This is a genomic window from Aerosakkonema funiforme FACHB-1375, from assembly GCF_014696265.1.
Lineage (GTDB): Bacteria > Cyanobacteriota > Cyanobacteriia > Cyanobacteriales > Aerosakkonemataceae > Aerosakkonema > Aerosakkonema funiforme_A.
The window spans coordinates 1-25,241 of sequence record NZ_JACJPW010000002.1 but is presented as its reverse complement, the minus strand read 5'-3'; the positions used below and the strand labels follow the sequence as shown (position 1 = coordinate 25,241).

Sequence of the window (25,241 nt, the reverse complement as noted above, 5' to 3'; positions counted from 1 at the left end):
ATAGCGCCATATTTGATATTCATTTTACAGTCAAAAGGAAAGCGATCGCCCAAAATACTTCTTCCCCACCCAGTTTTTCCGTGCATAGCTATGCCAGAGTCCAGAGCTGCATAGGAGTATGATTTTCCCTCTGTTCCCCTAGACCCGACGCTCTAGTCCCTTTTTTTGACTTTTGACTTTTGACTTTTGACTTTTCTACGCGCCCTGGAGGACTTGAACCCCCGACATCAGGTTTTGGAGACCTGCGTTCTACCAACTGAACTAAGAGCGCTCGCTGATTTATGTGCCGAATTTGATTATAACAACATTATGAGAGTCTGTGCAAGAGACTCCCATATTTTTACCAAAACTAGGACATGGGACGGTCAAAGCGTTGCTTCAGACGAGTGGCCTTACCGACGCGATCGCGCAAGTAGTACAATTTAGCACGGCGAACTTGGCTTCTACGCAGCACCTTGATGTTAGATATTCTGGGAGAGTGAACTAAAAACACCCGTTCCACGCCAACGCCTTGAAAGATACGGCGCACGGTGATTGTTTGGTTAATACCCGTATTGCGCTTGGCAATCACAACACCTTCATAAGGTTGTACCCGCTCTTTACCGCCTTCTTGAATTACGACCCCAACCTTAACAGTATCGCCTATATGGATTTCGGGTAAATCTTTTTTTAGCTGTTCCCCTTCTATCGATCGAATTATTTCTTGTGCATTCATAAAAATCTCCGCGAGTGTGTAAACCGTGTCTCTAGTCAACTAGGGTTTCCGGCTGGAAGTCCCCGATTATAACCGGGGTCGTTGACAATATTTCTAAAAAACTCACAATTTTTTATCATACATCTATATAAGTAGAAAAGTCCAGAGTATACCAGAAAAGCAAGTAGGGTGGGCATTGCCCACCCCGCTCGTGCAGGTATTGTCGTTCGCTCCGATATCGCCAATTCCCTTGCAGTGCTTAGAACGTAAATGTCGTCCGCACTGTACCCACGTAGATGGTGTCGTTGTTGTCGTTATGTTCTGGATTAAGAATCACAAACGCACCTGGGGTAATTGAGATGTTGTCGTTGACGCGGATACGGTAGAAAGCCTCCAGATGATAGGAAGTATCGGGATCTTCAGCAGCATCGCTATCGGTAACTCTGGGTGGCTGACCCGCTACAAAACCCAACAGGTTACCCTTTCTACCAAAGTCAGGTAAACCGAGAGTTACGGCATAGTTGATGATGGTGGCATCCTGATCGGCAACTCCATCTTCCCGGTGAGCGTCTGTATAGCCTCCCCAAGCAGAAAGAACAAATTTGGGGCTCAATCGCAAGGTTGCTTCTAGCCCGAAATGGTCTGCTGAAGTAGCAACGCGACCAAACGGCTGGGCAGCTATAGAGCTACCAGTGCTTCCGGACAGGTTAACATTACCTGGGTGGTTATTGAAAGAGCGGACGTAAGTCAGACCCAAACCAAAAGTGTTGCTTGGCCGGAAAGATAACTGAGCCATTGCAGCATAATTACCGTCGAAAAGCCCAAAGCTATCGGTGGGATTATTCGCGATGCCGGCACCCGCCATATAGCCCAATCCCAGGCTGAAAGCTTTGCTGAATTTATGTTCGATTGCTGCCCCCGCACCACCTTCCGCTTGTCGATAAATCGGGTTAAAGCGTCCAAATCGAGAAATAGAACCAGTCCCAGAAGATTCAAACAGTGGGTTGAAGTTATAGAAAAAGTCGTTGTACTCACCCCCGTTAGCGATCAAATGGACTGTTGTCCGAGAGCCCAAGGGGAAACGATAAATTAACTGGGATAGGGTGACATTGTTGTTGTCATCGTTGCCGTCAACCCCCAAACGGGTCATGTTCGTACCCGTGACACTGCCACTAAAGGGAGTGATATTTCGGGCTTGCAAACGAGTTCTCAAACGATCTTTGCCGGTAAAGCTGGTATCGAAATTCAGACGTACCCGGTCAGCGAAGATGGCATTATCCTGCAAGTCAGGATTATTATTTTCATCATCATCCCGATCGGCTGCTTCATCGCCAAACACACTAGATAGAGCGAAAATAGCTTCTCCCCTCAGTTTGGTGGTGGTAGAGAACTGCTGCGCTTCCAATTTCGCCGTGCGTGCTTCCAGTGCGTCTACGCGACCCCGTAGGGTTGTCAGTTCGGCTCTAAATTCCTCTTGCAAACGCCTAATCCGCTCCAAGTCTTCTGCACTGACATCCGGACGTATAGTGCCGATCAGTTCTTGAATGCGATTCAAGCAAGAATTTAAACCGGCGGCAAATTCGTAGCGAGTCAAAGCGCGGTTGCCGCGATAAGTGCGATCGGGATATCCTTCAATACAGCCGTAGCGCTCTACCAGAGATTGCAGAGCTTGGAATGCCCAGTCTGTCGGTTGGACGTCCCGCAATTGGGACACGGAAGTAACTTGCTCCAGACCGTTGGTTTGCTCGGTGTACTGATTGATTTGGTCTATAGTTGCGTTAGAAGTTCCGTTAGAGCTTGGCTCGACAATAGCCGGGGGCTGATTGTAGCGATCGATTTGGTCTAGCATAGTGCCAGCTTCTTGCTGGGCATTGCTAGAGGGTTGGTTAGCGATTGTCGTCGAAGATTCCTCTGCTGCCAGAGTACCGTTAGCTACCAGAATTGTTACACCCAAAAGAACGGGGCTGAGTCTTAGCGCGTTCCAAAGCGTTTTTGACATCTTTGTTGCCTCACACCAAATTTGAACAAAATTGTACTGTCAAGCCTCAAAATCGACTCAAACAAGTCGCAGAGTATTCCATATACCTTCTCAGGTTATTTTATCTTCACTTGCATCTCCACTGAACAAGATATGTGTAAGTAAACTTACTGGCATATACTCAAGAAAGCTGGGATGAAAAGGCGATCTCCCACTTTACTTTTGAGGTCAAACAATCTGTTTTTGTTTGCCAAGAATCAAAAAGCGCCCCCGTCGGCTAAGAATACCTTCTTGTTCAAATTGGTTGAGTAACCGAGTTACAGTTACTCGCGTTGTACAGATGACTTCCGAGAGCGCTTGATGGGTTAAGGGCAGTTCGATTAATTTTCCTGCCTCTACTTCGCGACCGAACTTACAAGCTAACCAGTTTAGTAATTGTAGCAAGCGTACCTGAATTGGTCTGTTGTGGATGATACAAAGAATTTCTTCGTTCTGTTGAATATGCAATATGCAAGCGTCCATAATTTGATACCAAAGATGAGATGGTACCAAACAGACTTCCACGCTTGTTAAACATTCGATCTGATATGGCTCTAGCCCAGACAAAGGTTTGCCAACCACATCCCCCGCCCCCCAGAATCCCAGAGTTATCGGTCTTCCATCTTCGCTCCAAGTCAAAGTGCGGACAATTCCGCGCTCTATTTTCCATAAATTGTCGGAGTGTAGCGGGAGTAAATCGCTACAACTGAAGGTTACCTGCTTGAGATTGTTAAGGTTTAGAGGAGCGGGAACAGAGAGCGCCATAAAGTTTTGGGGTATTGGTAGTGGTTTAGTGGGTAGCGGCTAATTGGCGATCCTGATTACCATCAGCCATTCGCTACTAAGTAATTGGTTTGCCGTCAAGGCGTCGAATCGCTACAACGGCTGATTTTGGTGGGTCATTTTTACCTTTTCCAGGCCAGTTGGAGCCAATCGGAACAGTGCGAGTTTGCTTGAACTTATGACCGTCAGCTGTTCTCATTTCAAACTCGCGAGTTTCGCTAGCTGCATTTTGGCGAATTCCTTTAATTTCTCCAGGATGCTGCACCGATAAAAATAAAGTTTGTCGGTCTTGAGTAAAGAAGGGCCCTGTGGTTTCGCAATCCATCGGGCCCATACCGAACAGGTAGGCGTTACCTGCGTTTGGCCCAGAAGTAGGAATATACCAAATCGAGTTGTTGCCAAAGCAACCTCTTCTGAAAGGGTCGCCCGCATCGTTAAGTGCTGCTGAGGAGATATCGGTAACCATCCAGACGTTGTTATCGCGATCGATCAGCAGGTTGTCGGGATTGGAAAAGCCAGCCCCACCCTCGGCGGGTTCGCCACCCATCGCTAACATCTGCCAGCGAAAGGTCATCGCCGCTGGGTCGTTGTTATCTTCCGTCAGACGCATAATCCAGCCGAATTCCCAAGGGCTTTCTCCTTTCGGCCCCTTGAAAATGCGCTTGTCTGGGCCACCTTCGCCCCCTGGCGAACCGGAAGTGAAGGTGATATAAAGTGAGCCATCGCCTGCTATTTCTGTGTCTTCGGGACGCGCCGTGGAAGTTGCGCCAGCTGCATTGGCAGCAAAGTGTGCATCGATGAGAATGGCACCTTGTTTTTCTTGGGCGTTACCTGTGTAGAGGTCGCCCAGAGTCTTAAACTTTTGTTTAAAACTGTTGACTTCTGCGTCTGTTTTGGTATTAAAAATACCTCCTTCCGGACGTTTGGGGAGGGGGAGAGATTTTCCCTCCAGGTTGCCGGGTGGGACGGGATTGACTGGGGTGCTGGGTTGAAGTGCAATCCAGCGTCCGGTGCCATCTGGGTTAAAAACGGCGGCATAGAGCATTCCATCCGCGAGTAAACGGGAATTGGCTTTGTCTTGCGGATTGCTGACGATGCCCTTGCTGACAAATTTATACAAGTGTCCGCCACGCCGATCGCACCCCGAATAAAATGCCAGCGGTTTGCCAGATACAACGCGAATGCCTACAGCTTCGTGCCTGTAGCGTCCCAACCAGCTATGTTTGGTGCCGTAGTCGTTTGGGTTCGCTGGGTCTACTTCCACAATCCAGCCATATTTGTTACCTGCTAATCCCAGTACGTTACCTTGGCCGAACAATTCTGCTTCGCCGATCGTGAAAGGTAGCTGGCTGGGGTCGAAAGAAGTACCATCGGCGTATACTGGTTCCGGTACTTGAATTTGGAAGTTTTCTTCGCCGCTGAGGACGGTTCCCCAAGGTGTTGTCCCGCCAGCGCAGTTGCCAAATGTGCCGATAATGCGATCGCCCAATTTATCGATATACCCTTCGCCTTCGGTTTTGCGAAACACAAATGCCGCCGGCCCGCTAATCTTTAAATAGCGATCGTCTTCTAAACCGGATATACCGCTGATGCGGCGATCGACTTGAGAATTTGTTCGCACCCATTTGCCATCTGGATTTTTGCGAATTGAGATGACGCCGATTCCCTGATCGATCAAAGCTTCTTGACAAATTGCCTTGATTTTGGCTTTCAGATCGTTATCTTCCGGAGGTAAACCAAACGCATTAATTCCATTTTTACCAGCAGCTTTTACAGCAGCTTTTACCTCCGCAAACGGCAAATTCTTCTGGATTACCTGCTGATAATTTTGAATCCAAGGTATAGGGCTGATGTACTCAAAATTGATACTCAGATAACCTTCATCTTTTCCAGTTTCTATAAAAGACAAATAGTCATTATTATAGCCAAAACGAGATTTCCCTATTCGATCTCCCCAAGCACCAATAATGTCATAGGTGAAATTTTCTGGTAGTAAGAGGTCATCCACTACTTCGTAAGTGCTATAATTCGGCACTTGTTCGGCAGATGAAATTTCATCGATTTCCAGAGGCATTGGGCCTTTGACTGGCTGGAAGATGAGGTTATTCCCAGCGAATTTTTTCCTGTTTGGTAAGAGCGTAGCCGCTGCGATCGCACCTGCACTCGCTCCTAACAATAACAAGAGTTCCCGTCTTTTGAGCTTCATAAAAGCTTTATTTTTGGAAGATAAGCAACGAACAGGCTGGGAAAAAGCTACAGCTTTGTACCCAACTTTACTATTCTAAGTTTAGGAACTGGTAAGATTCAGGTAATCTTGAGGTTAAATAAATTTTCGATTATAGTGATTCGCCAGTCGTTAGTAGCCAGTTGTCAGTCGTCAGCAGTCAGTCGTCATTGTGCCTCAACACTATTATTTTTTTGACTTTTGACTTTTGACTTTAACTACCGATGTCCCGTGACAATATAAGCTACTCGTTGACCTATATTGGTGGCATGATCGGCCATCCGTTCCAGATGACGAATCACCAGAGCCAGCAAAAGAATTGGTTCGACAACTCCTTTGACATCCCGTGCGCTAGCTAAGCGCTGGTAAAGAGTTTCGTAAGCAGTGTCCACAACGTCATCCTGCTGCTTAACCTGTCGTCCACCTTCTGCATCCAAATCTGCCAAAGCGACCAAACTCATTGCCAGCATAGCCTGCGCTTGATGGGACATAGCCGCTATTTCTGGCAAACAAGCATGAGGGGGATAAGGAAACAATTTAATCGCAATTTCTGCTAAGTCTTTGGCGTAATCCCCAATACGCTCTAAATCTCGCACCAATTGCATATAAGCACTCAGGATACGCATATCTCTAGCAACTGGAGCTTGCAGGGTCATCAAAGTAGCGCTATCCAACTCGATTTTGCGATAAAACTGATCGATTTGTTTATCGAGTGCGGGAATTTCCTCTGCGGCTGCTAGATTGCGATCGAACAAGGATTGATGGGACAGGCGAAACGATTGTTCTACCAAGGCTCCCATCCGCAAAACATCACCTTCCAAGCGCTTGAGGCTGCGCTCGAAGTGGTGTCGTTCTGGATGCGGGTTGAAACGAGAAGTATTCACCCTAACTTGTGGAAAAACCATATGATTGCGGTACTAGCTAGCTCCGAATTTAATTTCCAAGTGCTGAATTCCTCGTTTTTATACTTCGTGCTGATTAAAAAAAGTATTTTAATTTACAAAAAATTTCGGCTACTCAGCCAGACCGACTCATTCAGCCCTCAGCACTAACTTGAGGAGCGATCGCCTGTTCATAAGGTAATTCAATTTTCAGCCAAGCGCCACCGGTTTGAGGGTGATTTTTAGCTTGTACCGAACCACCATGAGCGAGAACAATTTGTCGGACAATTGCCAAACCTAAGCCGCTACCAGTTGTGCTGAGTATTCCGGAAGCTTGGGACGACGAACGTGGCATTTCGTCTTCGGGAAGGGGAGAAGCCGTTTGTCGCGTTCGAGAAGCATCGCCGCGATACAATCTCTCAAAAACATGAGGTAAGTCTGACTCAGGAAATCCAACACCTGAATCGATGATATTTATTTCAACAAGCTTGGCGACATCATTCTTTGGAAGTAAATTAACTTCGACTCGAATTTCACCTAAAGGCGGACTGTATTTAATACTGTTGTCAAGTAAGTTCAAAAAAACTCGGTGCAGTCTAGACTCATCGGCTTCTAGCCACAAAGAATCTGGGCCAGAATAACTCAGTTCGAGTTGTTTTGGCACGACGAGCGGTTCCAAGCTATGCCACACGGAAACGATCAGAGAGCGCAACTCCAGAGGTTTGCGACGCAGTTTGTTGCTGGAGTCAACTTCCAGCTGGCTGAGTTCTAACCAGTCTTGTACCAGATCGATGAGTCTGTTAACTTCTGGGAGCAGACGCTCAACCCAGCGACTCATAGGCGGTTGCAAACGGTCTTGCAAAGCTTCCGCCACTAAACGGATCGAAGTTAGGGGGGTTCTCAGTTCGTGGGCCAAATCGGAAACCCACCGATCTTGCGCTTGCGAAAGTTCGACCAAAGCTTGTCGGTTTTCCAGAAAAACGGCTACTTCTCCCTCTGGTAAAGGCCAACTAGACGCCCGTAGGGTGAAGGATCTAGCTCCACCGACAGCCTGTGCGTTTGGGTAAGTTGGATGAAAAACCCATTCTTGCTGACAGGGTTGTTGCCTTTGACGAGTTTGTTCGATTAACTGGTCGAGTTCGTAAGAGCGCACTAACTCTAGCAGCAAGCGAATTTGTCCGGGTTCCCATCGGTCTAAGTTTAAAAGCTGCCGCGCTTGTTCGTTGCACCAAAGTAGTTGGTTTTCTTCATCCACGATCAAGAAACCGCAGGGTGCGACTTGAAGAAATTCCTGCCAAGTTTCTAGCTCGATTTCCAGGTTTTGTCGATATCGATCGGCTAACAAAATTCCTCGTCGCAGGCGGGAAATCAGGGGTAAGGCAGGTTGTGCCATACCCCCCCCATCGACCTGCGCTCTCAAATTGCGACCTATCTCTGCCCCGTTGCGGGAGGATGTCAGAGGACTAAACTTTGTATCTGCGGGGAGCGATCGCAACAATTGCCCCAGCTGTTTGTAAAGCCAAGCCTGCCAACAGAGCCAAAACCCAAGCCCTATCGCTAGACCGAGAAAAAAAGCAACTACGCTCATGCTAATCGGTTAAAAGGTGATTGGTAAAAAGGTAATCGCTAATTGGTAATTGGTTTTTTTGCCACTACCGGTTATCTATTACCCATTAACCATCTAAACCTCCAAAGGGGACTCCCGTTACAGCAATAGCTTAACAGGAGAAGAATTTGGGGCAACAAGTAGGGTTAGATGCCCTACTTGTTGCCAACTAATATCACTTCCGCTATAGTTACAAGTATATAGCGGAATATGTTTATGTTGTTGACTCAAACCAACAGACTTAAACTGAATAGAAGCGAGCAAAACGTTTTGAAACAGTTGTGTCGGCTGTCTAAAAACCTTTACAATGTCGGGCTTTATACAGTGCGGCAATACTTCTTTACTGAGCGTAAGCACTTGCGTTATGAGGGAGCTTATCACATCTGTAAAAGCAACGAAAACTATAAATTGTTGGCAACAGATGTCGGACAACAAACACTTAAAGTAGTAGACCGAGCTTTTCAATCTTTTTACGGACTCATTCAAGCCAAGCAACAAGGTAGGTTTGATGCAAAAATCAGCCTCCCTCGCTACTTGGATAAAGAAGGATATTTCGCTCTTATTATTCCGATTCGTATCAGACAAAAATTCCCAGACGGTCGATTTATGATTCCGACTTCTAGGGAATTTAAGCGCACTTACGGGTCGGTCTACGTTGAAATACCGGAAAGATTGAGAGATAAGCGAATTAAAGAAATTCGCATTTTGCCCAAATTCAAAGCTAGATTTTTTGATGTTGCTTACATTTACGAGCAACCAGAGGAGGTTGTTAATAAACAACAGTCTAATCAAATATTGGCTGTCGATTTGGGACTGAGTAACTTGGCTAGTTGTGTCACCACAAAAAGTCAATCTTTCATCATTGATGGTCAAAGATTGAAATCTCTCAATCAGTGGTATAACAAACGTAATTCCCAATTACAATCTATGAAAGACTTGCAAGGTATTAAAGGGATTACGTATCAACAAGCTAGATTGACTGATAGACGCAACCAGAAAGTTAGAGATTACCTCAACAAAACTGCAAGGATACTGATCGCTCACTGTATTGAGCAAGGAATTAACAAAGTTGTTGTGGGTTACAATCTGGGGATTAAACAAGAAATTAATCTCGGACACCGCAACAATCAAAACTTTGTTCAAGTTCCTATAGCCGTACTTAGACTCAAGCTGCAAAGCCTCTGTAGTCGTTATGGTATTGAATTTGTTGAGCAAGAAGAAAGCTACACCAGCAAGGCAAGTTTTCTCGATAATGACAGCATCCCGATTTACAACGCTGACAACCCAACCGAATATAAATTTTCTGGTAAGCGAGTAAGAAGAGGTTTGTACCGCACTAAGCTTTGTTGGTTGGTCAACGCTGATATTAACGGGGCAGCTAACATATTGAGAAAGCATTTAAGTAAGCAGAATGAAAGTAATTTCGGACTGTCTAGAGGTTGTTTGGCACAGCCTTTAAGGGTGAAAATCTCTTAAGAATCTCCCGTCAAGCTGACGCTCTGACGGGAGAGTGTCAATGTTGCCATTAGCCAAACCGATAACCAAAACCGCGAATTGTCACAATATAGTCTGGATGGCTGGGGTCTTTTTCCAATTTTTCTCGCAGCCACCGAATGTGAACGTCTACCGTTTTGCTGTCCCCGACAAAATCCGGCCCCCAAACGTGGTCGAGCAAATGCTCCCGCGACCATACGCGCCGGGGGTAACTCATAAATAATTCTAAGAGGCGAAATTCTTTAGGGGCAAGGCTGACTTCCTCACCTCGCAGCATGACGCGACACTCTTGGGGATAAAGGAGAATTTCCTTAAACTGCAAGACTGGTGGTTGAGTTAAACCGCTCAAGCGCTGACGGCGCAGCAATGCTCGACAGCGAGCGACAAATTCCCGCATACTGAAGGGTTTGGTGAGATAGTCATCCGCTCCCACTTCTAAACCCAACACGCGGTCTGTTTCGCTTCCTTTGGCGGAAAGAATCAAAATCGGTACTGGGTTGCCTTGTCGCCGCAGCAAGCGACAGATATCCAAACCGTTGACTTGGGGCAGCATTAAATCCAGGACGACTAGATCTATGGGGGATTCTGCCGGTTCGGTGTAGATAGTCTGCAACAAGGCGATCGCCTTTTGTCCATCTGTAGCGGTTATAACTTCGTAATCTTGCTCTTCCAGGGCCATTACGATCATTTCTCGGATCAGATCCTCGTCCTCAACCACGAGAACGCGGCTTTTTTGCCCGATTTCTGCCCTAGAAGGAGTCTGAGTTAACTCAAGCGAAAACATGATTTAGGAACTTTGTATGTGTCTAAGTCCACCAAAAAGATAACGCGATACGGCCCTGTTGTTGAGGATTATATGGCGAAATCGCATAAAAATTAAACGATGCGAAATTATGGTAAAGAAAAAGGCAAATTCCAATACGATCGAGATGCCAATTGCAGACTGGCGTCTGACTGGCTAACCCCGTTAGTATGAAGTCTATACTTTAGTTTGACCGGGCAATGCTGCTGCATTTATGTACTTGGCCTGAAGTGGAAGCTTATCTGGAGCGATCGCAGGGTATTATTCTTCCGATTGGTTCGACGGAACAACACGGCCCAACTGGGTCGATCGGCACGGATGCGATTTGTGCGGAAGCTGTTGCCCGTGGGGTGGGGAATGCGATCGACGTTATGGTCGGCCCTACAATTAATGTGGGGATGGCACTGCACCACACTTCTTTTCCCGGTACGATTTCTCTGCGACCCAGTACGATGATTCTGGTGATTCGCGACTACATCAGCAGTTTGGCTAAGGCTGGGTTTACTAAATTTTTCTTTATCAACGGTCACGGAGGAAATGTTGCTACTCTGAAGGCGGCTTTTTCCGAGACTTACGCTTATTTGGCAGATTTAAATTTTCCTAATGCCCACCAGGTACGGTGTCAGGTGGCCAATTGGTATATGTGTGCCAGCGTTTACAAGTTGGCAAAGGAGTTATACGGTAACGAGGAAGGCACTCACGCGACTCCCAGCGAGGTGGCTTTGACTCAGTATGTTTATCCGGAAGCTATTAAACAAGTGCCTCTGTCACCGGAAGTGGGACGCGGTTACCCAATTTACGGTGCGGCTGACTTTCGTCGCCACTACCCAGACGGACGCATGGGTTCTAATCCTGCTTTGGCAACTCCCGAACATGGGAAGCAGTTTTATGATTTGGCGGTAAAAGATTTAAGTAACGGGTGTCTGGAATTTTTGAGCGCTGATTGAAAAGTGAATGCGATCGGCTATATGGCAATTAATAAAGCTACACTGATGCAATCGGTTATTAATCAATACAAAAAAACTGAATTTTGTCAATGGCTTGTTTGCTGCCGATCGCTCGCTCACAATTAATGCTTACATTAGCGAACGGCTTTATCTTGGCTAACCTGTAGATAACTTCCTATAGAGAGAGCGATATCATGGATACATTCTTAAAGCAATTATTTAGCTACACATATAACATAGTTACAGCGCCCATAGAAATCGGCGGAACTTCTGTATCGCTCAGTTCGATCGTTAAACTAATACTTTGCATACTGGCGGTCATTTTCCTGACTCGGGCTCTCAAGAATTTCCTCAAGAAATATGTGCTGACCAGAATGGGGATTGATGAGGGAAATCGAGAGGCAATCTCCACAATTATCAGCTATGGTATGGCAACGTTAGGCTTTGTAGTTGTACTGCAAACCAGTGGTTTTAATATTGCTTCTTTGGCGGTCATCGCCGGCGGTTTGGGCGTTGGTATTGGCTTCGGTTTGCAGGATATTACGAAAAACTTTGTGTCGGGTCTAACTTTACTGGTAGAACGCAAACTAAAGCTGGGAGATTTTATTGAATTTGATGGAATGTCGGGATATATCAAAGAGATTTCGATTCGCTCTACGATTATCCGGACATTTCCTGGTGGAGATGTGGTAGTTCCTAACAGCGAACTGGTTAATAACCGGATTCTCAACTGGAGTTATGAAAACTTTATGGGTCGTATTGATATCCCGATTGGGGTAGCCTATGAAAGCGACCCGGTGTTAGTTACAGAAACGCTGTTAAAGTCTGCCTATATGGAACCGGCAGTCTTACGGGAACCGCCTCCCAGAGTTTTGTTTCTGGGATTTGGCGATAATAGTTTAAATTTTCTCCTGTGGGTATGGGTAAATAGAATTGATGACAGAATTACGATTAAAAGTTCTTTAAATTTCATCATCGATTATAATTTCCGCCAGCAAGGAATCCATATTCCCTTCCCTCAGAGGGATTTGTGGCTCCGCAATCCCGAAGTATTAAATGGGATGGGATCGTTAGCAGTAAGAGATACAGAAAAACAAGAAGATGGCGGAGATGTTCCTCAATTTGTTAAGCCACAATTAGCTACCCAAATTGCTAGGCCATTAGCGATTAAAGATTTGCTGCGCCAAGTAACTTACTTCCAAAATTTTACAGATTTAGAATTGCGTCAATTGATTGAGGTCGGCTATAGAAAACGATTGGCAGCCTCGGAAATTTTGTTTCGAGAAGGCGATCCGGGTGATGCGTTTTATATTGTACTTTCCGGTTCCGTAGAAGTTTTTGTTGCCAAGATTAACAAACATCTTACTACGCTTACTACAGGACAATTTTTGGGAGAACTTGCCCTCATGTTGGGGATTCCCCGCACGGCTACAGTTCGGGGTGTTGAAGATACTATTTTGTTTGCAATTACTAAGAAGGGTTTTGAAAAAACATTGCAGTCTCAGCCGGAATTGTACGATGTGATTGTGCAAGAGTTAGGCAAACATAAAGAAGAGTTGGCGCAGCGACAAAAGCAGCTGCGGGAAATGGGATTGGTAAATGAGGAGGAAGATGATAAAAATCCGATTGATTGGATGCGGAAACGTCTGAAAAATCTGTTTAATCTGCAATAGGTTATGCTTACCAAGCTGTTTTACAGTCAGCTTGAGTTCATTTAAGGGACATCCCCATCAGCTTTAGCACTCGGATGTCCTCAATATCTACATATTCTGAGAAGGGGTTTATATGAGCGCACATTTTCCCACAAATACATAATACTACCAAAAAATAAAAATTGCAAGTGCGATTGCAAAAAAATAAACGCAGATGAACTCTTATCTGCGTTTATCTGCGTGCATCTGCGGTTAAAAATTACTCCTCCGTATCTTCATCTTCATTGTTATCCTCATCCTCATCGTCATAATCACCATCCCCACCACTTTGAGGCGGCATAGCAGCGACGATCGCATCGATCACTTTTCCCACGGGTATAATTTCTAACCCCAATTCGCCAAACTTTTGGCCTTTAGGAACGATCGCACGCTTAAAACCCAGTTTTGCCGCTTCTTTCAAGCGCAATTCCATCTGGGAAACGGCGCGAACTTGTCCGCCCAACCCCACTTCCCCAATTAAAACAGTACTCGGATCGACAATGCGATCGCGGAAAGATGCGACAATTGCGATCGCCATCCCCAAATCTACCGCCGGTTCTCCCACATTCAAACCACCAGCAGAAGCAACATAAGCATCTAATTTAGATAGAGGAATTCCCACCCGTTTTTCCAATACCGCCAGAATTTGCAGCAGTCGGTTATAGTCAACACCAGTAGTCGATCGACGGGGAGAAGCGTAACTGGTAGGACTTACCAAAGCTTGTAATTCTACCACAATCGGGCGCGTTCCTTCACAAGCAACCACAAGAGAAGTTCCGGGAACCACTTCATCGCGATTCCCCAAAAATAATTCCGAAGGGTTAGAAACTTCTCGCAGTCCTCGGTCTACCATTTCAAACACGCCAATTTCGTGCGTAGCGCCAAAGCGGTTTTTCACAGAACGAAGCAAGCGGTGAGAGGCAAAGCGATCGCCCTCAAAATACAGTACCGTATCTACTAAATGTTCCAAAACTTTCGGTCCTGCGATCGCGCCTTCCTTCGTAACGTGACCCACAATCAACAGCGTAATATCCTCCCGCTTCGCCAATTGCATCAGCGCCGAAGTACATTCCCGCACCTGGGTTACCGAGCCTGCTGCGGAAGTCAAATTCGGTAAATAGATAGTCTGAACGCTGTCAATCACCGCCACATGAGGCTTGAGCGATTCCAACTCCTTGAGAATTTCTTCCAGATCCGTTTCCGCTAATACGTATAAATTAGCACCATCAACTTTTTCCTGGATATTTTCCGAAGCAACATTCTCCCCCTCTCCCCCGCTCTCCCCCGCTCCCGCTCCCTCATTTTCCTCATCGCTCACGCTAACCCCCAACCGAGAAGCCCGCAATTTCACCTGTCGGCCCGACTCTTCGCCGCAGACATAGAGAATGCGATACTGGCAAGACAGGCGATTGGCCACCTGAAGCAGCAGCGTGGACTTGCCAATTCCCGGATCGCCGCCAATCAGTACTAAAGAACCTGGGACAATACCGCCACCCAGCACGCGATCGAGTTCTTCATAACCGGAGAACCAGCGCTCCTCCTGTCCGTCAACAATTTCCGGAAAAGTGAGAGAAGCTCGTGGTTTGGCGGGTTTTGGAGCGGATTTGGGATTCGATCGGCCAACACCTTGCCAATTTACCCTTACCGGGCCTGCTGCTGGTGCAGACGACGTAAATTGCTCTTCCAGACAGTTGTAAGTGCCACATTCCGGACACTTACCGAACCATTGGGAAGTCTCTGCCCCACATTGATTGCAAATGTATAGAGTTCGTGATTTTGCCATTGTATATTTTGTTAAAGAATCTAAAACAAGGCTCGTAAATCTTAAAAAAGCTTGAAATCCAATCGCGGTGAGAGCTTCGGGCTTAAATAACCGACTGAGATGGGGTAATATTTTAATGTAATGGTACTAAAAATTAATGTTCGGAAACGCTACAAATTAAGGAGCATTGAGAAACTTGGAAAGCCATAAAGAAAAAATTCTGGTGGTGGACGATGAAGCCAGCATTCGCAGAATTTTGGAAACTCGTCTGTCAATGATTGGCTACGATGTCGTTACAGCTGCCGACGGCGAAGAAGCCTTAGAAACATTTCGTAACGCTGTTCCCGACTTGGTAGTTCTGGATGTGATGATGCCTAAGCTAGATGGCTATGGCGTTTGTCAAGAGTTGCGAAAAGAATCCGACGTGCCAATCATAATGCTAACAGCTTTGGGAGATGTGGCCGATCGCATCACCGGTCTGGAGCTGGGAGCCGATGATTACGTTGTCAAACCCTTTTCTCCCAAGGAGTTGGAAGCTCGCATCCGTTCCGTGCTGCGGCGGGTGGACAAAACCGGAGGCTCAGGGATTCCCAGCTCTGGTGTTATCCATGTGGCGAATATCAAAATTGATACCAACAAGCGACAAGTCTACAAAGGCGATGAGCGCATTCGCCTCACCGGTATGGAATTCAGCTTGCTGGAACTGTTAGTCAGCCGTTCTGGAGAAGCGTTTTCGCGATCGGAAATTTTGCAAGAAGTATGGGGTTATACTCCAGAACGCCATGTAGATACGCGAGTCGTTGACGTTCATATTTCGCGACTGCGGGCGAAGTTGGAAGATGACCCCAGCAATCCAGAGCTGATTTTGACGGCGCGGGGTACAGGTTATCTGTTTCAGCGGATAATTGAGCCCGGTGAGGATGGCAAGTAGTTCTCGGTCATTTGTCATTTGTCATTAGGGAAGTATTTATGACAACTGACAACTGACAACTGACAACTGACAGCTAACAACTGACAACTGACACATGACAAAGGACAATAATCAGGTATTGCGGCGGTTGCCGATCGTTGTGGGTGTGTTGGCAAGCGCTTTGCTGGTATTGAACCGCTTGATGACGCCAGAATTGACGGCTTCTCAAGCTCGTTCGGATGTACTGGGCGTAATTTTGTGCGCCCTGCTGATCCTGACAGGGTTACTATGGCAACAAGTACAACCGCGATCGCCCGATGCTGTCCGACTAATTGGCGAAGAGGGTTTGGAACTGGCACCTTCTTTGCCAGAAACGGTGAAAACCGAGTTGGCGTGGGCGTCACATTTGTTACTTACCAATACCGCGACGCGATCGCTTGTCGTTTGGTATGCAGGTAAAGTGCTGCTGCGGCGGGGAATTTTAGGCCCAAACTCAGAAGTAAAGCCGGGAGATATTTTACAGCGCGTGCTGTCAAAGCAAAAGCCGATTTATTTGGTGGAACTGAAGCTTTATCCAGGCAGAATAGAGTTTGATTACTTACCAGAAAATACTCAAGGTGTCATCTGCCAACCAATAGGTAAACAGGGTGCTTTAATTTTGGGAGCTAATGCGCCCCGTAGTTATACCAAACAAGATGAAACCTGGATTGCTGGAATTGCTGACAAACTAGAAGTAAGCCTCAGCTCTAATTTAAGTAATGATGTCACACCAGCTGAGATTTAAAAGACTATGCAAATTCTGTACTGGCTGCTCGTTCTTGTGATGGTTGTTGGCGTCATCGGCGCTATAGTTCCCGGTATTCCAGGTTCCAGTTTGATTGTAATTGGCGTTGTAATTTGGGGACTTGTGAACGGCTTTACGACCGGAGTCTACTGGGCGTTGGGAGTTTCCCTCGTAGTTTTCCTCCTCAGCATCGGCATTGATTATTTAGCCGCCTACTTGGGAGCCAAACGCGCAGGCGCGAGCAATTGGGCGCAGATTGGTGCGATCGTCGGCTTAATATTAGCCACTTTAGGTCTTTTACCAGCGCTGCCATTTGGGGGGCCAATTATAGGTATCTTGTTTGGGCCCCTACTGGGAGCGATAATTGGCGAGTTTCTCTATCAGCGCGAATTGGAGACAAGTCTGAGACTCAAACAAGCATTTCGAGCCGGAATTGGAATTGTGGTGGGTTCGGTCGTGGGGCGTTTGATTCAGGGAATATTAGCGATCGCAGCTGTCATCGTCTTTCTGTGGCAAACTTTACCTCAGCTGATCGCAGGATACTAACGGAAGCGATCGCGAAAAACTACTCACCGATCGTTTAAGGCTCCGGGAACGTAAATACTCTACCTCCTGGCATCAAAATGAGTCGAATTTTATTAGTTTCCCCTGACGGAAAAGGCGACACAAATCGTTCTCCTAGAAGTGGCATTTCCGTTCTGTCTAAATAAGTTTCGTCTACTTTTCCGTGCGGAATAATCTGCCTTATAGATCCATCGTTATTCAATACCAAAGTGTACACCAAGCTAGTCGTCAAATTAGCAGGTGATTTCCAACGGTTGACGAAGTATCTATTAACTTCCGCTACGTGTGACGGTAATGCCGAAACATCCCGTTCTGGGAGCCGCCAATTTGGCGATATTTGAGCGCTTGTCGCTTGTCGCGATACAGGAGATGGCGCTATGCGAACGGGTGTTGCGGTAGGAAGCCGCAGAGGAGGTGGGAGAACTGGTGCAGGTGGTATGGGAGGTAATCTTAAAGATGGGGGAGGTGGTGGAGGTGGTATAGGACGTAATCTTAAAGATGGGAGAGGTGGTGATCGTCTCTGCGATAACCTGAGAGGTGGTAAGTTGAGAGTGGGAATGTTGGCGATGGGAAATATTGGCAAACCTCTTGTTCCCTGCACAGAAGCACCTGACAAATTAGTGTCATCTAAATTCGCATTCATTAAATAAGCGCGATTCAAATTCGACCGACTCAAATTAGCTTTACTTAAATTAGCGCGACTGAGATCCGCTTGACTGAGATTCGCATTTTGCAGATTAGCTTCAGTTAAATTAGCATCCGTAAGAATGGCAAAACTCAAGTCAGCACCGCTCAGGTTAGCCCCACTAAGGTCACATCTCGAACATTCTTTTGTTTGCAGCAGTTGTTTGACCTGCGAAGCATTAAAAGCATTTACTGGAGACAGTGACGGCAAAACATTCAAGAGTGCGACACTGCCGATCGTTTGAAGTTTTAACCAACATTTCCAGTTTTTCATCGCTAATTATAAGTTCCAGTTTTTATGGTATTGATTAATATCATATCCAGTTGCATCGTTTGCATAAAAAAATACGTTCTTATCTGACTTCTTATCTGCGTTCATCTGCGTTTATCTGCCTACATCTGCGGTAAAAATTTAACCGCCGACTCCCACAAATAATCCTTCGTATCAGTTTTACACTACCGATGCAACCGGACACGATATAAATATCTCAACTAGATATGACCAAATATTTTGACATTTGTCAAGAGTATCGGTAAAAAAACCGGAATCAAATTTTTCCAATTACACCCTTATCTCGACTTGCCCAAACAAAGGCAATAACAGCAACTACATAACAAGTAAAACCAGTCCAAAACGATGCCGATATGCTCGAATTAATGGCGATCGCCACTGCCAATACAGAGGCGCAAACTGAAGTTGCCCCGTTAATTCCCCACAACCAAGGCGTTAATTCGGTAGACTTTTTAGATGCTATCTGCATTCCCAGGGGAAATGCCATTCCCATAAAGAAACCCAAGGGTAAAAGGATGCCTGTTGCTACCAGAATGCGAACGGTTGTTGTGGCATTCTCAAATAGGGCGATCGCATGAGGAGTAAATCTGCCAAATACGTATAGAATAAATAACAGCAAAAACAGCCGTAAAGTTGCTGCACTTACCATACCTTGAGTGCTGACTTTTTGGGTGGAATAACTTCCCAAACCGCTGGAAAGCAATAAGGAAAACAGCACCACAGATAGTCCGTAAGTCGGATGTCCCAAAAAGACAATCAATCGCTGCATTTGGGAAATTTCTACCAACATAAAGCCCAAACCTATGCCAGCGAAAAATAGGGAAAGTGGCAAAGCATCTTTTAAAATCGCCTTTTTTGTGGTAAGAAGCAGCGGCACAATAATGCAGAGAAATGTCAGCACTACCACAATTATGAGTAAAGCGCCCAAAATTACAACTGCTTTCAGGTTAGAACTCCAAGCTTCCTGATACCAGAGTTTTGGATTGAAGGCATCTCGCAGGCGCAGCATATTAAAGAAAAAGGGACTGTCATCAGTGGGTGGCGCAATATTGAGAGGAAATTTAGCTACAAATTCATCGAGTTTTTTGTCATCGGCAATTGTTTTAAAGTTATTATCTATAGCAAATTGCGGACTGAGTGCGATTTCAAATTGCATTTGCTTAGCAACTTTTTGCAGGGTATCCAAATCTTGTTTGGAAAATGGTTGTTTGCTTACCAGCATTGTGCCCACACCAGTCGCCTCATTTTCGTTTCCGCCAAACATTCGCCTGACAATGATGATGCGATCGCGTGTATTTTCAATTCCCAATTTTTTCAGGGAAGCAGTCGCCAAAGCAGTCAACCTATACATCTCACCCGGATTATTTCCCACATACCAACGGGATAGAGTTAAAATACCCTTATCGGTGAGATGTTCTAGGAAAACTTTCCAACCTTCAATGGTGTAAAGTGAATTTTCTGATAGTACAAATGCACCCGATGCAGTTGCAGCCCAAGTGTCAATTAAGGAAACCTGAATTAGATCGAATTTATCTTGCGATCGAGCAATGTAGCTACGTGCTTCATCAGCTACAAAAGTAACTTTAGGATTTTTATCTAAATGTCCGGTAAAATCACCAAACTTTTTAGTTATGGCGTTGATGATATCGTGATTAATTTCAACTCCCAAAACCGACTTTTGTCCAAACAATAAAGCCGAAAGTATATCCCTACCGCCGCCACTGCCGATCGCCAAAACTTTGGCATTTTTACGAAGATAATGAGCTAAATTGGTGATATCGTATTTTAGATATTCCAATTTACTGAAATCCCCATCAAACTTGGTGATAACCGTAGCAGCGCTAGCATCTATTTTTAATACTCGCTCTTCGATTTTATCCTTAAAAGGAACAACTGCACTAAACCCCCAACCAAAGGGATGTTCCGGGTCTCTATCTTCGCTGACAGTAATTCTAGAAAAAGAATTCCACTTTTCGTAGATTGGTGCTGATTCAAACTTTCCTTTCACCCACATTAACCGCAGTAAAGGAGATTGCTGATTTACCAAAATTGTGTTAATTACAGCAAAGGAACCGAGTAAAATTGTAGATATTAAAGCAATTTGTATGAGTTTTTTTGATGCCGCATCAGATGCAAATAAAATAGCACCGATACTAGCAAGAAAAGCAACTATAATTACTGCTGTTGGCCCATCGGTGATGCCGATAATGTATACGAGGAGGATGCAGCCAAGCGATGCACCAGCAAGGTCGTAAGCATAAAGTTTGCTAACTTGGTGAGGAAATTTTGTCAAAGCCAAACATATACAAATTCCACTGAATAAAAATGGTATTGATATTACTATATATGTTAAAGTTAGTGAAGCTATTCCTTCGATCGACAAGCTGGGAACGAACGGAATATTTATATGTGCTAAAAAGCTAATAACAATCGAGATAGCAAACAGTAAAGAAGTACTAGCTAAATGAAACTTTGCTCGTTCTTTAGTAAAATAGTTGGGCAACAAATATACCAAAACTGCGCCTAATGTCATCCCGAACATCGCTACCGATGTAGCCATAAAAGCAAAATGATACCACATCGTCACGCTGAAAATGCGCGTGAGCAGGATTTCAAACATCAAAGTTGCGAGTGCGATCGCAAATAACCCTGCATAAGTTTCTCTCTTCACCGTGACTTCTGCGTTCATACTCCTCACACTGTTAAGTTCAATCGCAAACAAAAACAAACAAATAATTGCTTCGTGCTTTTGTATCTAGCAAATTACTCACCAATCTATATGAGTATAGGATGCGATCGACCAAAGCGCCAGATCTGGATCTAGATTTCCCCTAATTGTAACTGAGGATATTCTGCTAAGAAACATAAACCTGCCGATAATAAGCCTGATATTCTTCTGACAGCAATGGTTCCCACCAATCGCGATGAGTTAAATACCATGCAACCGTTTTTCGTAAACCCTCTTCAACCGTGACAGAAGGAGTCCAACCCAACTGAGTTTTCAGCTTAGTAGAATTAATCGCATATCTGCGATCGTGTCCCGGTCTATCCTTCACAAAGGTAATCAAATTACTGCAAGGACGCACAGGCAAATCGGGAGATAATTCATCCATTAACTGACACAAAGTTTTCACTAAATCGATATTTTTAACTTCGTTATTTCCCCCAACATTGTAAGTTTCACCCGGTTTGCCGCGATGAATAACAACATCCAAAGCACGACAATGGTCTATCACAAAAAGCCAATCGCGCACATTTTGACCATCTCCATAAACCGGCAGATTTTTGCCGATTAAAGCATTAATACACATCAGCGGAATCAGCTTTTCGGGAAACTGATAGGGGCCGTAATTGTTAGAACAATTAGTGATAATTGTCGGCAAACCGTAGGTGTGGTGATAGGCGCGAACTAAATGGTCGCTACCGGCTTTGGACGCCGAATAAGGACTGTTGGGAGCATAAGGTGTCGTTTCTGTAAAGGCCGGATCGTTAGGGCCAAGGCTACCGTAAACTTCATCTGTGGAAACGTGGAGAAAGCGGTATTGTTGTTCCCCCTCGTTGACGGCGGAGTTAGCGGTAATATTCCAGTGTTGTCGAAAAGCTTCCAGCAGGGTGAAAGTACCGACTACATTGGTTTGGACAAACGCACCAGGGCCTAAAATAGATCGATCGACATGAGATTCAGCGGCAAAATGGGCAACAGTATCGATCTTTTCTGCTTGTAATAATCGATCGGCGAGGGCGCGATCGCATATATTCCCCTCCACAAACCGGAAATTTGGTCGTTCCTCCAAAGCTGCCAAAGTGCGACGATTTCCTGCATAAGTAAGCGCGTCGAGAACTACCACCCGATCGTCGGGATAATTTTCGCACCAGTAATGCACGAAATTCGAGCCGATAAACCCAGCACCACCCGTTACCAGCAATCGTCGGGGTACTCGATCGTTATTTTCTTTCCTAGAGTTTGTCATTTTCTGAAATTTTTACCTGCTCCGGTTTAAACTTTTGTCAGCCGTATTATAAGGAAGTCTATCAGTTGGTGTGAGGAGACTTATGGTGACTCAGGTGAAACAGGTGACTCAGGTGACTCAACAAAGCGTTTTATCCTTAGCGAAACAGGGCGACCCCGATGCGATCGCCACCTTAATCAACCAAGTTGTATCCAAAAAAGGCTTAACAGCGATCGCAAAAACCAAAGGAAATTGCCTGCATATCGTGTTGGTAGCCGATCGAGTACCCAATCAAGCCTCCTGCGTCCGTTTCGTATACGATGGCATCGCCCGCCTCAACCCCAAGTATATTGATTCTGTGCGGATCTATGGGCGACGCACCGACCAAAAATGGCCTACTTGGACAGAGTTGCTTGAGTTACAGCAACCAGATTCCACCTCAACTACCTCTCCCACTGTACCTCTATCCCCCACCGCCGACCCGCACCCAAAGCATAAACCGGTCAAGATAAAAACAAAATATAGAAAAAAGATTCCTTTGCTTTTGTTGGGTAGTATTTGTTGGGTTCTAGTTGCAGCAGTGGGTTTTGTCGTCAGAGCCAAAATGGACTCCCAAGCTCCTACCACCCCCCAGCCAGCCACGCCTGCACAGGAACAAGCACTTGAAACTTCTGCAAAACTTCAACCCCTTCCCAAAACCAACCAGAAAATAGGTACAGTTCCGCCGCCGCCGATAAAATCTCCACTTTCCTCACCAGCAGCAAACAAACCAGCTGCCAACACATCTCCAAAACTTCCATCGCTTCCCATAAAAACCCAGCCACAACCTTCTGTCCAACCTAATTCTGTTGCCGCCCCCATTCAGAATTTACCGGCTATTCCAACTACAGAGCCTCCCTCCATAAATGCCGCCACAACTATCACTATTAAAGCTGTTGGGGATATTGTTCCTGGAAGCAACTTTCCCAACAATCGGTTGCCCAGTAATGTCAAACAGCTATTTCAAAATGTCAAACCATACCTGCAAGGAGCCGATATTTTATTTGGCAATTTTGAAAGTACACTGACTAACTATCCTAGAACCAGCAAAGATACCAGCCGTGCAATGGTTCATGCCTTTCGCAACCCACCAACCTATGCCAATCTTTTGAAAGAAACTGGTTTTGATGTTTTAAGTGTCGCCAACAATCATTCTTTCGATTTCTCGACCGTTGGTTTTGCCGACACGATGAAAAATATCCAAAATGCAGGCATGACACCTGTAGGCAAGAAAAATCAAATTGCTTATATGAATGTGAAAAACATTCGCATTGGTTTTATCGCTTTCAGTCACTTGCCTCTGCATAACTCTGTCAACGATATTGCCTCAGCAAAAGCACTGGTACTAGAAGCAAAGAAAAATGCCGATGTTGTAGTGATATCATTTCATGCTGGCGCGGAAGGTACGGGCGCTATGCACGTCAAAAACCGTCAGGAAAACTTCTACGGGGAGAATCGAGGTAATGTGCTTCTCTTTTCTCGCACGATGATCGATAATGGCGCAGATTTGGTGCTAGGACATGGCCCCCACGTAGCTAGAGCGATGGAATTATATAAAGGAAAATTGATTGCCTATTCTCTCGGTAATTTTGTCGGATACAAATCCTTATCCACCTGGGGAGCGTTAGGACAATCTCTAATTTTAGAAGTACAAGTCAACCCGGAAGGTGATTTTGTTTCTGGCAGAATTATTCCAGTGCAGCTCGATCGCAGAGGCATTCCCTACCCCGATAAACAGTTTCGCAGCGTACACTTAATCCGCAATCTCACCAAGATAGATTTTCCCAACACACCCCTTAAAATCGATAGCAACGGCAAAATTTCTAAGCTAGGGGTTAGGGATTAGGGGCTAGGGACTAGGGGCTAGGGCGTCGGGGTTAGGGAAGAGGGGAGAGGGAACAGGGAAGAGGGAACAGGGAAGAGGGAAAAGATGTATTCCCCCACTCCCCCACTCCCCCACTCCCCCACTCCCCCACTCACTTAGCAGATTCATCCAGTAGCGCTTGCAAAGCACCTTTCATCTCATCCGGCGTCGTTGTCGCCGTACCGAATTGGCGCACTACAATGCTAGCCGCCAAATTGCCTAAAACTGCTGCTTCCCAAAACGAAGCGCCCGCATTCAAAGCTAAAGTTAGGGCTGCCACTACCGTATCGCCAGCACCTGTAACATCAAACACATCCGTGCGATTGAATGCAGGAATGTGTTGCTCGTTGCCAGAGCGATCGAACAAGCTCATTCCCTGTTCGCCACGAGTAATCAAAATTAGCTTTGCGCCTGTCATATCGAGGAGATCGCGTCCAGCTTGAGACAAGGTGTAGGGAGAAGCGATCGCATACCCTACCGCCTGTTCCGCCTCCGGTAAATTAGGTGTAAATACGGTTGCATATTGGTATCTTTTTAAACTTATTTGTGCATCGACGATCGTCCGCGAGTGAGAGAGGGCCGCTTCAATCACAGGCTCAGTAAAAACCCCATCCCCGTAATCCGAACAAACCACTGCATCCACCGTATCCAACACAGAGCGGATATAATCGGTCAGTTGCAGTTGCAAATCGACATCCGGCAGATCGTCAGATTTGCGATCGACCCGCACAATTTGCTGCGTTACCGACTGGCGAGCGTGTGCGGAAATGCGAGTTTTAGTCACCGTTGGGCGCACCGGATCGATCGCAATTCCCGCCGTATCTATCCCAGCAGTCTCAAAGATGCGTCGCAGCGCTTGTCCCTGGTCATCCTTACCTACCAGTCCGGCAACCTTCACCTGAGCGCCCAGTTTGGCCAGATTATAGACTGCATTAGCTCCACCCCCAGGCACTTGTTGAGTATTTTCGTGACGAATAATCAACACAGGCGCTTCGCGAGAAATTCGCTCCACCTGACCGGTGAGAAACTCGTCGAGAGTCAAGTCTCCCACCACCAGCACCCGCGAGCGATCGAAACAATCCAATAAATCCATCAATCGCTCAGAAGACGAGCGCAACTGTTCTAGAAAAGAAGAATTTGGCGTCATGTCCATGTTGAGAGGGAGAACGGGGGAGTGGGCGAGCGGGCGAGCGGGCGAGTGGGGGAGTGGGGGAGTGGGGGAGTGGGGGAGTGGGGGAGTGGGAGAATAAATT

General features: G+C 45.9%; 19 protein-coding genes and 1 tRNA gene. 7 read left to right on the top strand and 13 right to left on the bottom strand.

Annotated elements, in window-relative coordinates; translation table 11 throughout:
* Positions 1 to 198 precede the first annotated feature (198 nt).
* From H6G03_RS01145 to H6G03_RS01115, 7 genes are all read right to left on the bottom strand, one after another.
* A tRNA-Trp gene (locus tag H6G03_RS01145) sits at positions 199 to 271 on the bottom strand.
* A 78-nt stretch (positions 272 to 349) separates the two neighbouring features.
* Entirely contained in the window at positions 350 to 715 is a 366-nt protein-coding gene (rplS, locus tag H6G03_RS01140; protein ID WP_190461212.1) for a 50S ribosomal protein L19, read from the bottom strand.
* Between the two features lie 238 nt (positions 716 to 953).
* On the bottom strand, positions 954 to 2,693 hold the full coding sequence (locus H6G03_RS01135) for an iron uptake porin (RefSeq protein WP_190461211.1): 1,740 nt from the start codon (positions 2,691 to 2,693) through the stop codon (positions 954 to 956).
* 207 nt (positions 2,694 to 2,900) lie between these two features.
* The gene (locus H6G03_RS01130) at positions 2,901 to 3,476 is read right to left on the bottom strand and encodes a Crp/Fnr family transcriptional regulator (RefSeq protein WP_190461209.1); all 576 of its coding nucleotides are present in this window, start codon (positions 3,474 to 3,476) and stop codon (positions 2,901 to 2,903) included.
* 76 nt (positions 3,477 to 3,552) lie between these two features.
* Positions 3,553 to 5,700 (bottom strand): PhoX family protein, encoded by a 2,148-nt coding sequence (locus H6G03_RS01125; RefSeq protein ID WP_190461207.1) that lies wholly within the window; start codon positions 5,698 to 5,700, stop codon positions 3,553 to 3,555.
* 236 nt (positions 5,701 to 5,936) lie between these two features.
* A complete protein-coding gene (gene phoU / locus H6G03_RS01120) occupies positions 5,937 to 6,623 on the bottom strand; it encodes a phosphate signaling complex protein PhoU (protein ID WP_190461205.1) in 687 nt (228 codons plus the stop codon).
* A 130-nt stretch (positions 6,624 to 6,753) separates the two neighbouring features.
* Positions 6,754 to 8,187, bottom strand: a complete 1,434-nt coding sequence (locus H6G03_RS01115) for a sensor histidine kinase (protein ID WP_190461202.1) — start codon at positions 8,185 to 8,187, stop codon at positions 6,754 to 6,756.
* Between the two features lie 234 nt (positions 8,188 to 8,421).
* Here H6G03_RS01115 and H6G03_RS01110 point away from each other — a divergent pair, with 234 nt between their 5' ends.
* Complete coding sequence (locus tag H6G03_RS01110) at positions 8,422 to 9,681, top strand: RNA-guided endonuclease InsQ/TnpB family protein (RefSeq protein WP_190461200.1); 1,260 nt, start codon at positions 8,422 to 8,424, stop codon at positions 9,679 to 9,681.
* 49 nt (positions 9,682 to 9,730) lie between these two features.
* On the opposite strand, the gene H6G03_RS01105 is transcribed toward H6G03_RS01110, so the two are convergent.
* Positions 9,731 to 10,483, bottom strand: coding sequence for a winged helix-turn-helix domain-containing protein (locus tag H6G03_RS01105; protein ID WP_190461198.1), 753 nt, complete (start codon positions 10,481 to 10,483; stop codon positions 9,731 to 9,733).
* A gap of 218 nt (positions 10,484 to 10,701) precedes the next feature.
* Between H6G03_RS01105 and H6G03_RS01100 the strand changes: the two genes are divergently transcribed.
* Complete coding sequence (locus H6G03_RS01100) at positions 10,702 to 11,448, top strand: creatininase family protein (protein WP_190461196.1); 747 nt, start codon at positions 10,702 to 10,704, stop codon at positions 11,446 to 11,448.
* 194 nt (positions 11,449 to 11,642) lie between these two features.
* Positions 11,643 to 13,121 (top strand): mechanosensitive ion channel domain-containing protein, encoded by a 1,479-nt coding sequence (locus H6G03_RS01095; protein ID WP_190461194.1) that lies wholly within the window; start codon positions 11,643 to 11,645, stop codon positions 13,119 to 13,121.
* Positions 13,122 to 13,359: 238 nt separating this feature from the next.
* Here the strand turns inward: H6G03_RS01095 and radA are convergent, their stop codons facing one another.
* Positions 13,360 to 14,922, bottom strand: a complete 1,563-nt coding sequence (gene radA / locus H6G03_RS01090) for a DNA repair protein RadA (RefSeq protein WP_190461192.1) — start codon at positions 14,920 to 14,922, stop codon at positions 13,360 to 13,362.
* Positions 14,923 to 15,097: 175 nt separating this feature from the next.
* Between radA and rpaB the strand changes: the two genes are divergently transcribed.
* The 3 genes from rpaB to H6G03_RS01075 all read left to right on the top strand — a co-directional run bounded on the left by rpaB (position 15,098) and on the right by H6G03_RS01075 (position 17,141).
* Positions 15,098 to 15,832: a response regulator transcription factor RpaB gene (gene rpaB / locus H6G03_RS01085; RefSeq protein WP_190461190.1), complete on the top strand. Its 735-nt coding sequence runs from the start codon at positions 15,098 to 15,100 to the stop codon at positions 15,830 to 15,832.
* A 94-nt stretch (positions 15,833 to 15,926) separates the two neighbouring features.
* A complete protein-coding gene (locus tag H6G03_RS01080; RefSeq protein ID WP_190461188.1) occupies positions 15,927 to 16,595 on the top strand; it encodes a cofactor assembly of complex C subunit B in 669 nt (222 codons plus the stop codon).
* 6 nt (positions 16,596 to 16,601) lie between these two features.
* Entirely contained in the window at positions 16,602 to 17,141 is a 540-nt protein-coding gene (locus H6G03_RS01075; protein ID WP_190461186.1) for a DUF456 domain-containing protein, read from the top strand.
* A gap of 34 nt (positions 17,142 to 17,175) precedes the next feature.
* On the opposite strand, the gene H6G03_RS37105 is transcribed toward H6G03_RS01075, so the two are convergent.
* The 3 genes from H6G03_RS37105 to rfbB form a co-directional block, all read right to left on the bottom strand.
* A complete protein-coding gene (locus tag H6G03_RS37105; RefSeq protein WP_199315076.1) occupies positions 17,176 to 18,117 on the bottom strand; it encodes a pentapeptide repeat-containing protein in 942 nt (313 codons plus the stop codon).
* A 274-nt stretch (positions 18,118 to 18,391) separates the two neighbouring features.
* Positions 18,392 to 20,824 carry a spermine/spermidine synthase domain-containing protein gene (locus tag H6G03_RS01065; protein WP_190461184.1) on the bottom strand — a complete coding sequence of 811 codons (2,433 nt, stop codon included), beginning with the start codon at positions 20,822 to 20,824 and terminating at the stop codon, positions 18,392 to 18,394.
* A 166-nt stretch (positions 20,825 to 20,990) separates the two neighbouring features.
* Positions 20,991 to 22,106, bottom strand: a complete 1,116-nt coding sequence (rfbB, locus tag H6G03_RS01060; protein ID WP_190461182.1) for a dTDP-glucose 4,6-dehydratase — start codon at positions 22,104 to 22,106, stop codon at positions 20,991 to 20,993.
* An 82-nt stretch (positions 22,107 to 22,188) separates the two neighbouring features.
* Between rfbB and H6G03_RS01055 the strand changes: the two genes are divergently transcribed.
* Positions 22,189 to 23,970, top strand: a complete 1,782-nt coding sequence (locus tag H6G03_RS01055; protein WP_190461180.1) for a CapA family protein — start codon at positions 22,189 to 22,191, stop codon at positions 23,968 to 23,970.
* 130 nt (positions 23,971 to 24,100) lie between these two features.
* Here H6G03_RS01055 and rfaE1 read toward each other — a convergent pair whose 3' ends face one another.
* The gene (rfaE1, locus tag H6G03_RS01050) at positions 24,101 to 25,135 is read right to left on the bottom strand and encodes a D-glycero-beta-D-manno-heptose-7-phosphate kinase (RefSeq protein WP_190461179.1); all 1,035 of its coding nucleotides are present in this window, start codon (positions 25,133 to 25,135) and stop codon (positions 24,101 to 24,103) included.
* Positions 25,136 to 25,241 lie beyond the last annotated feature (106 nt).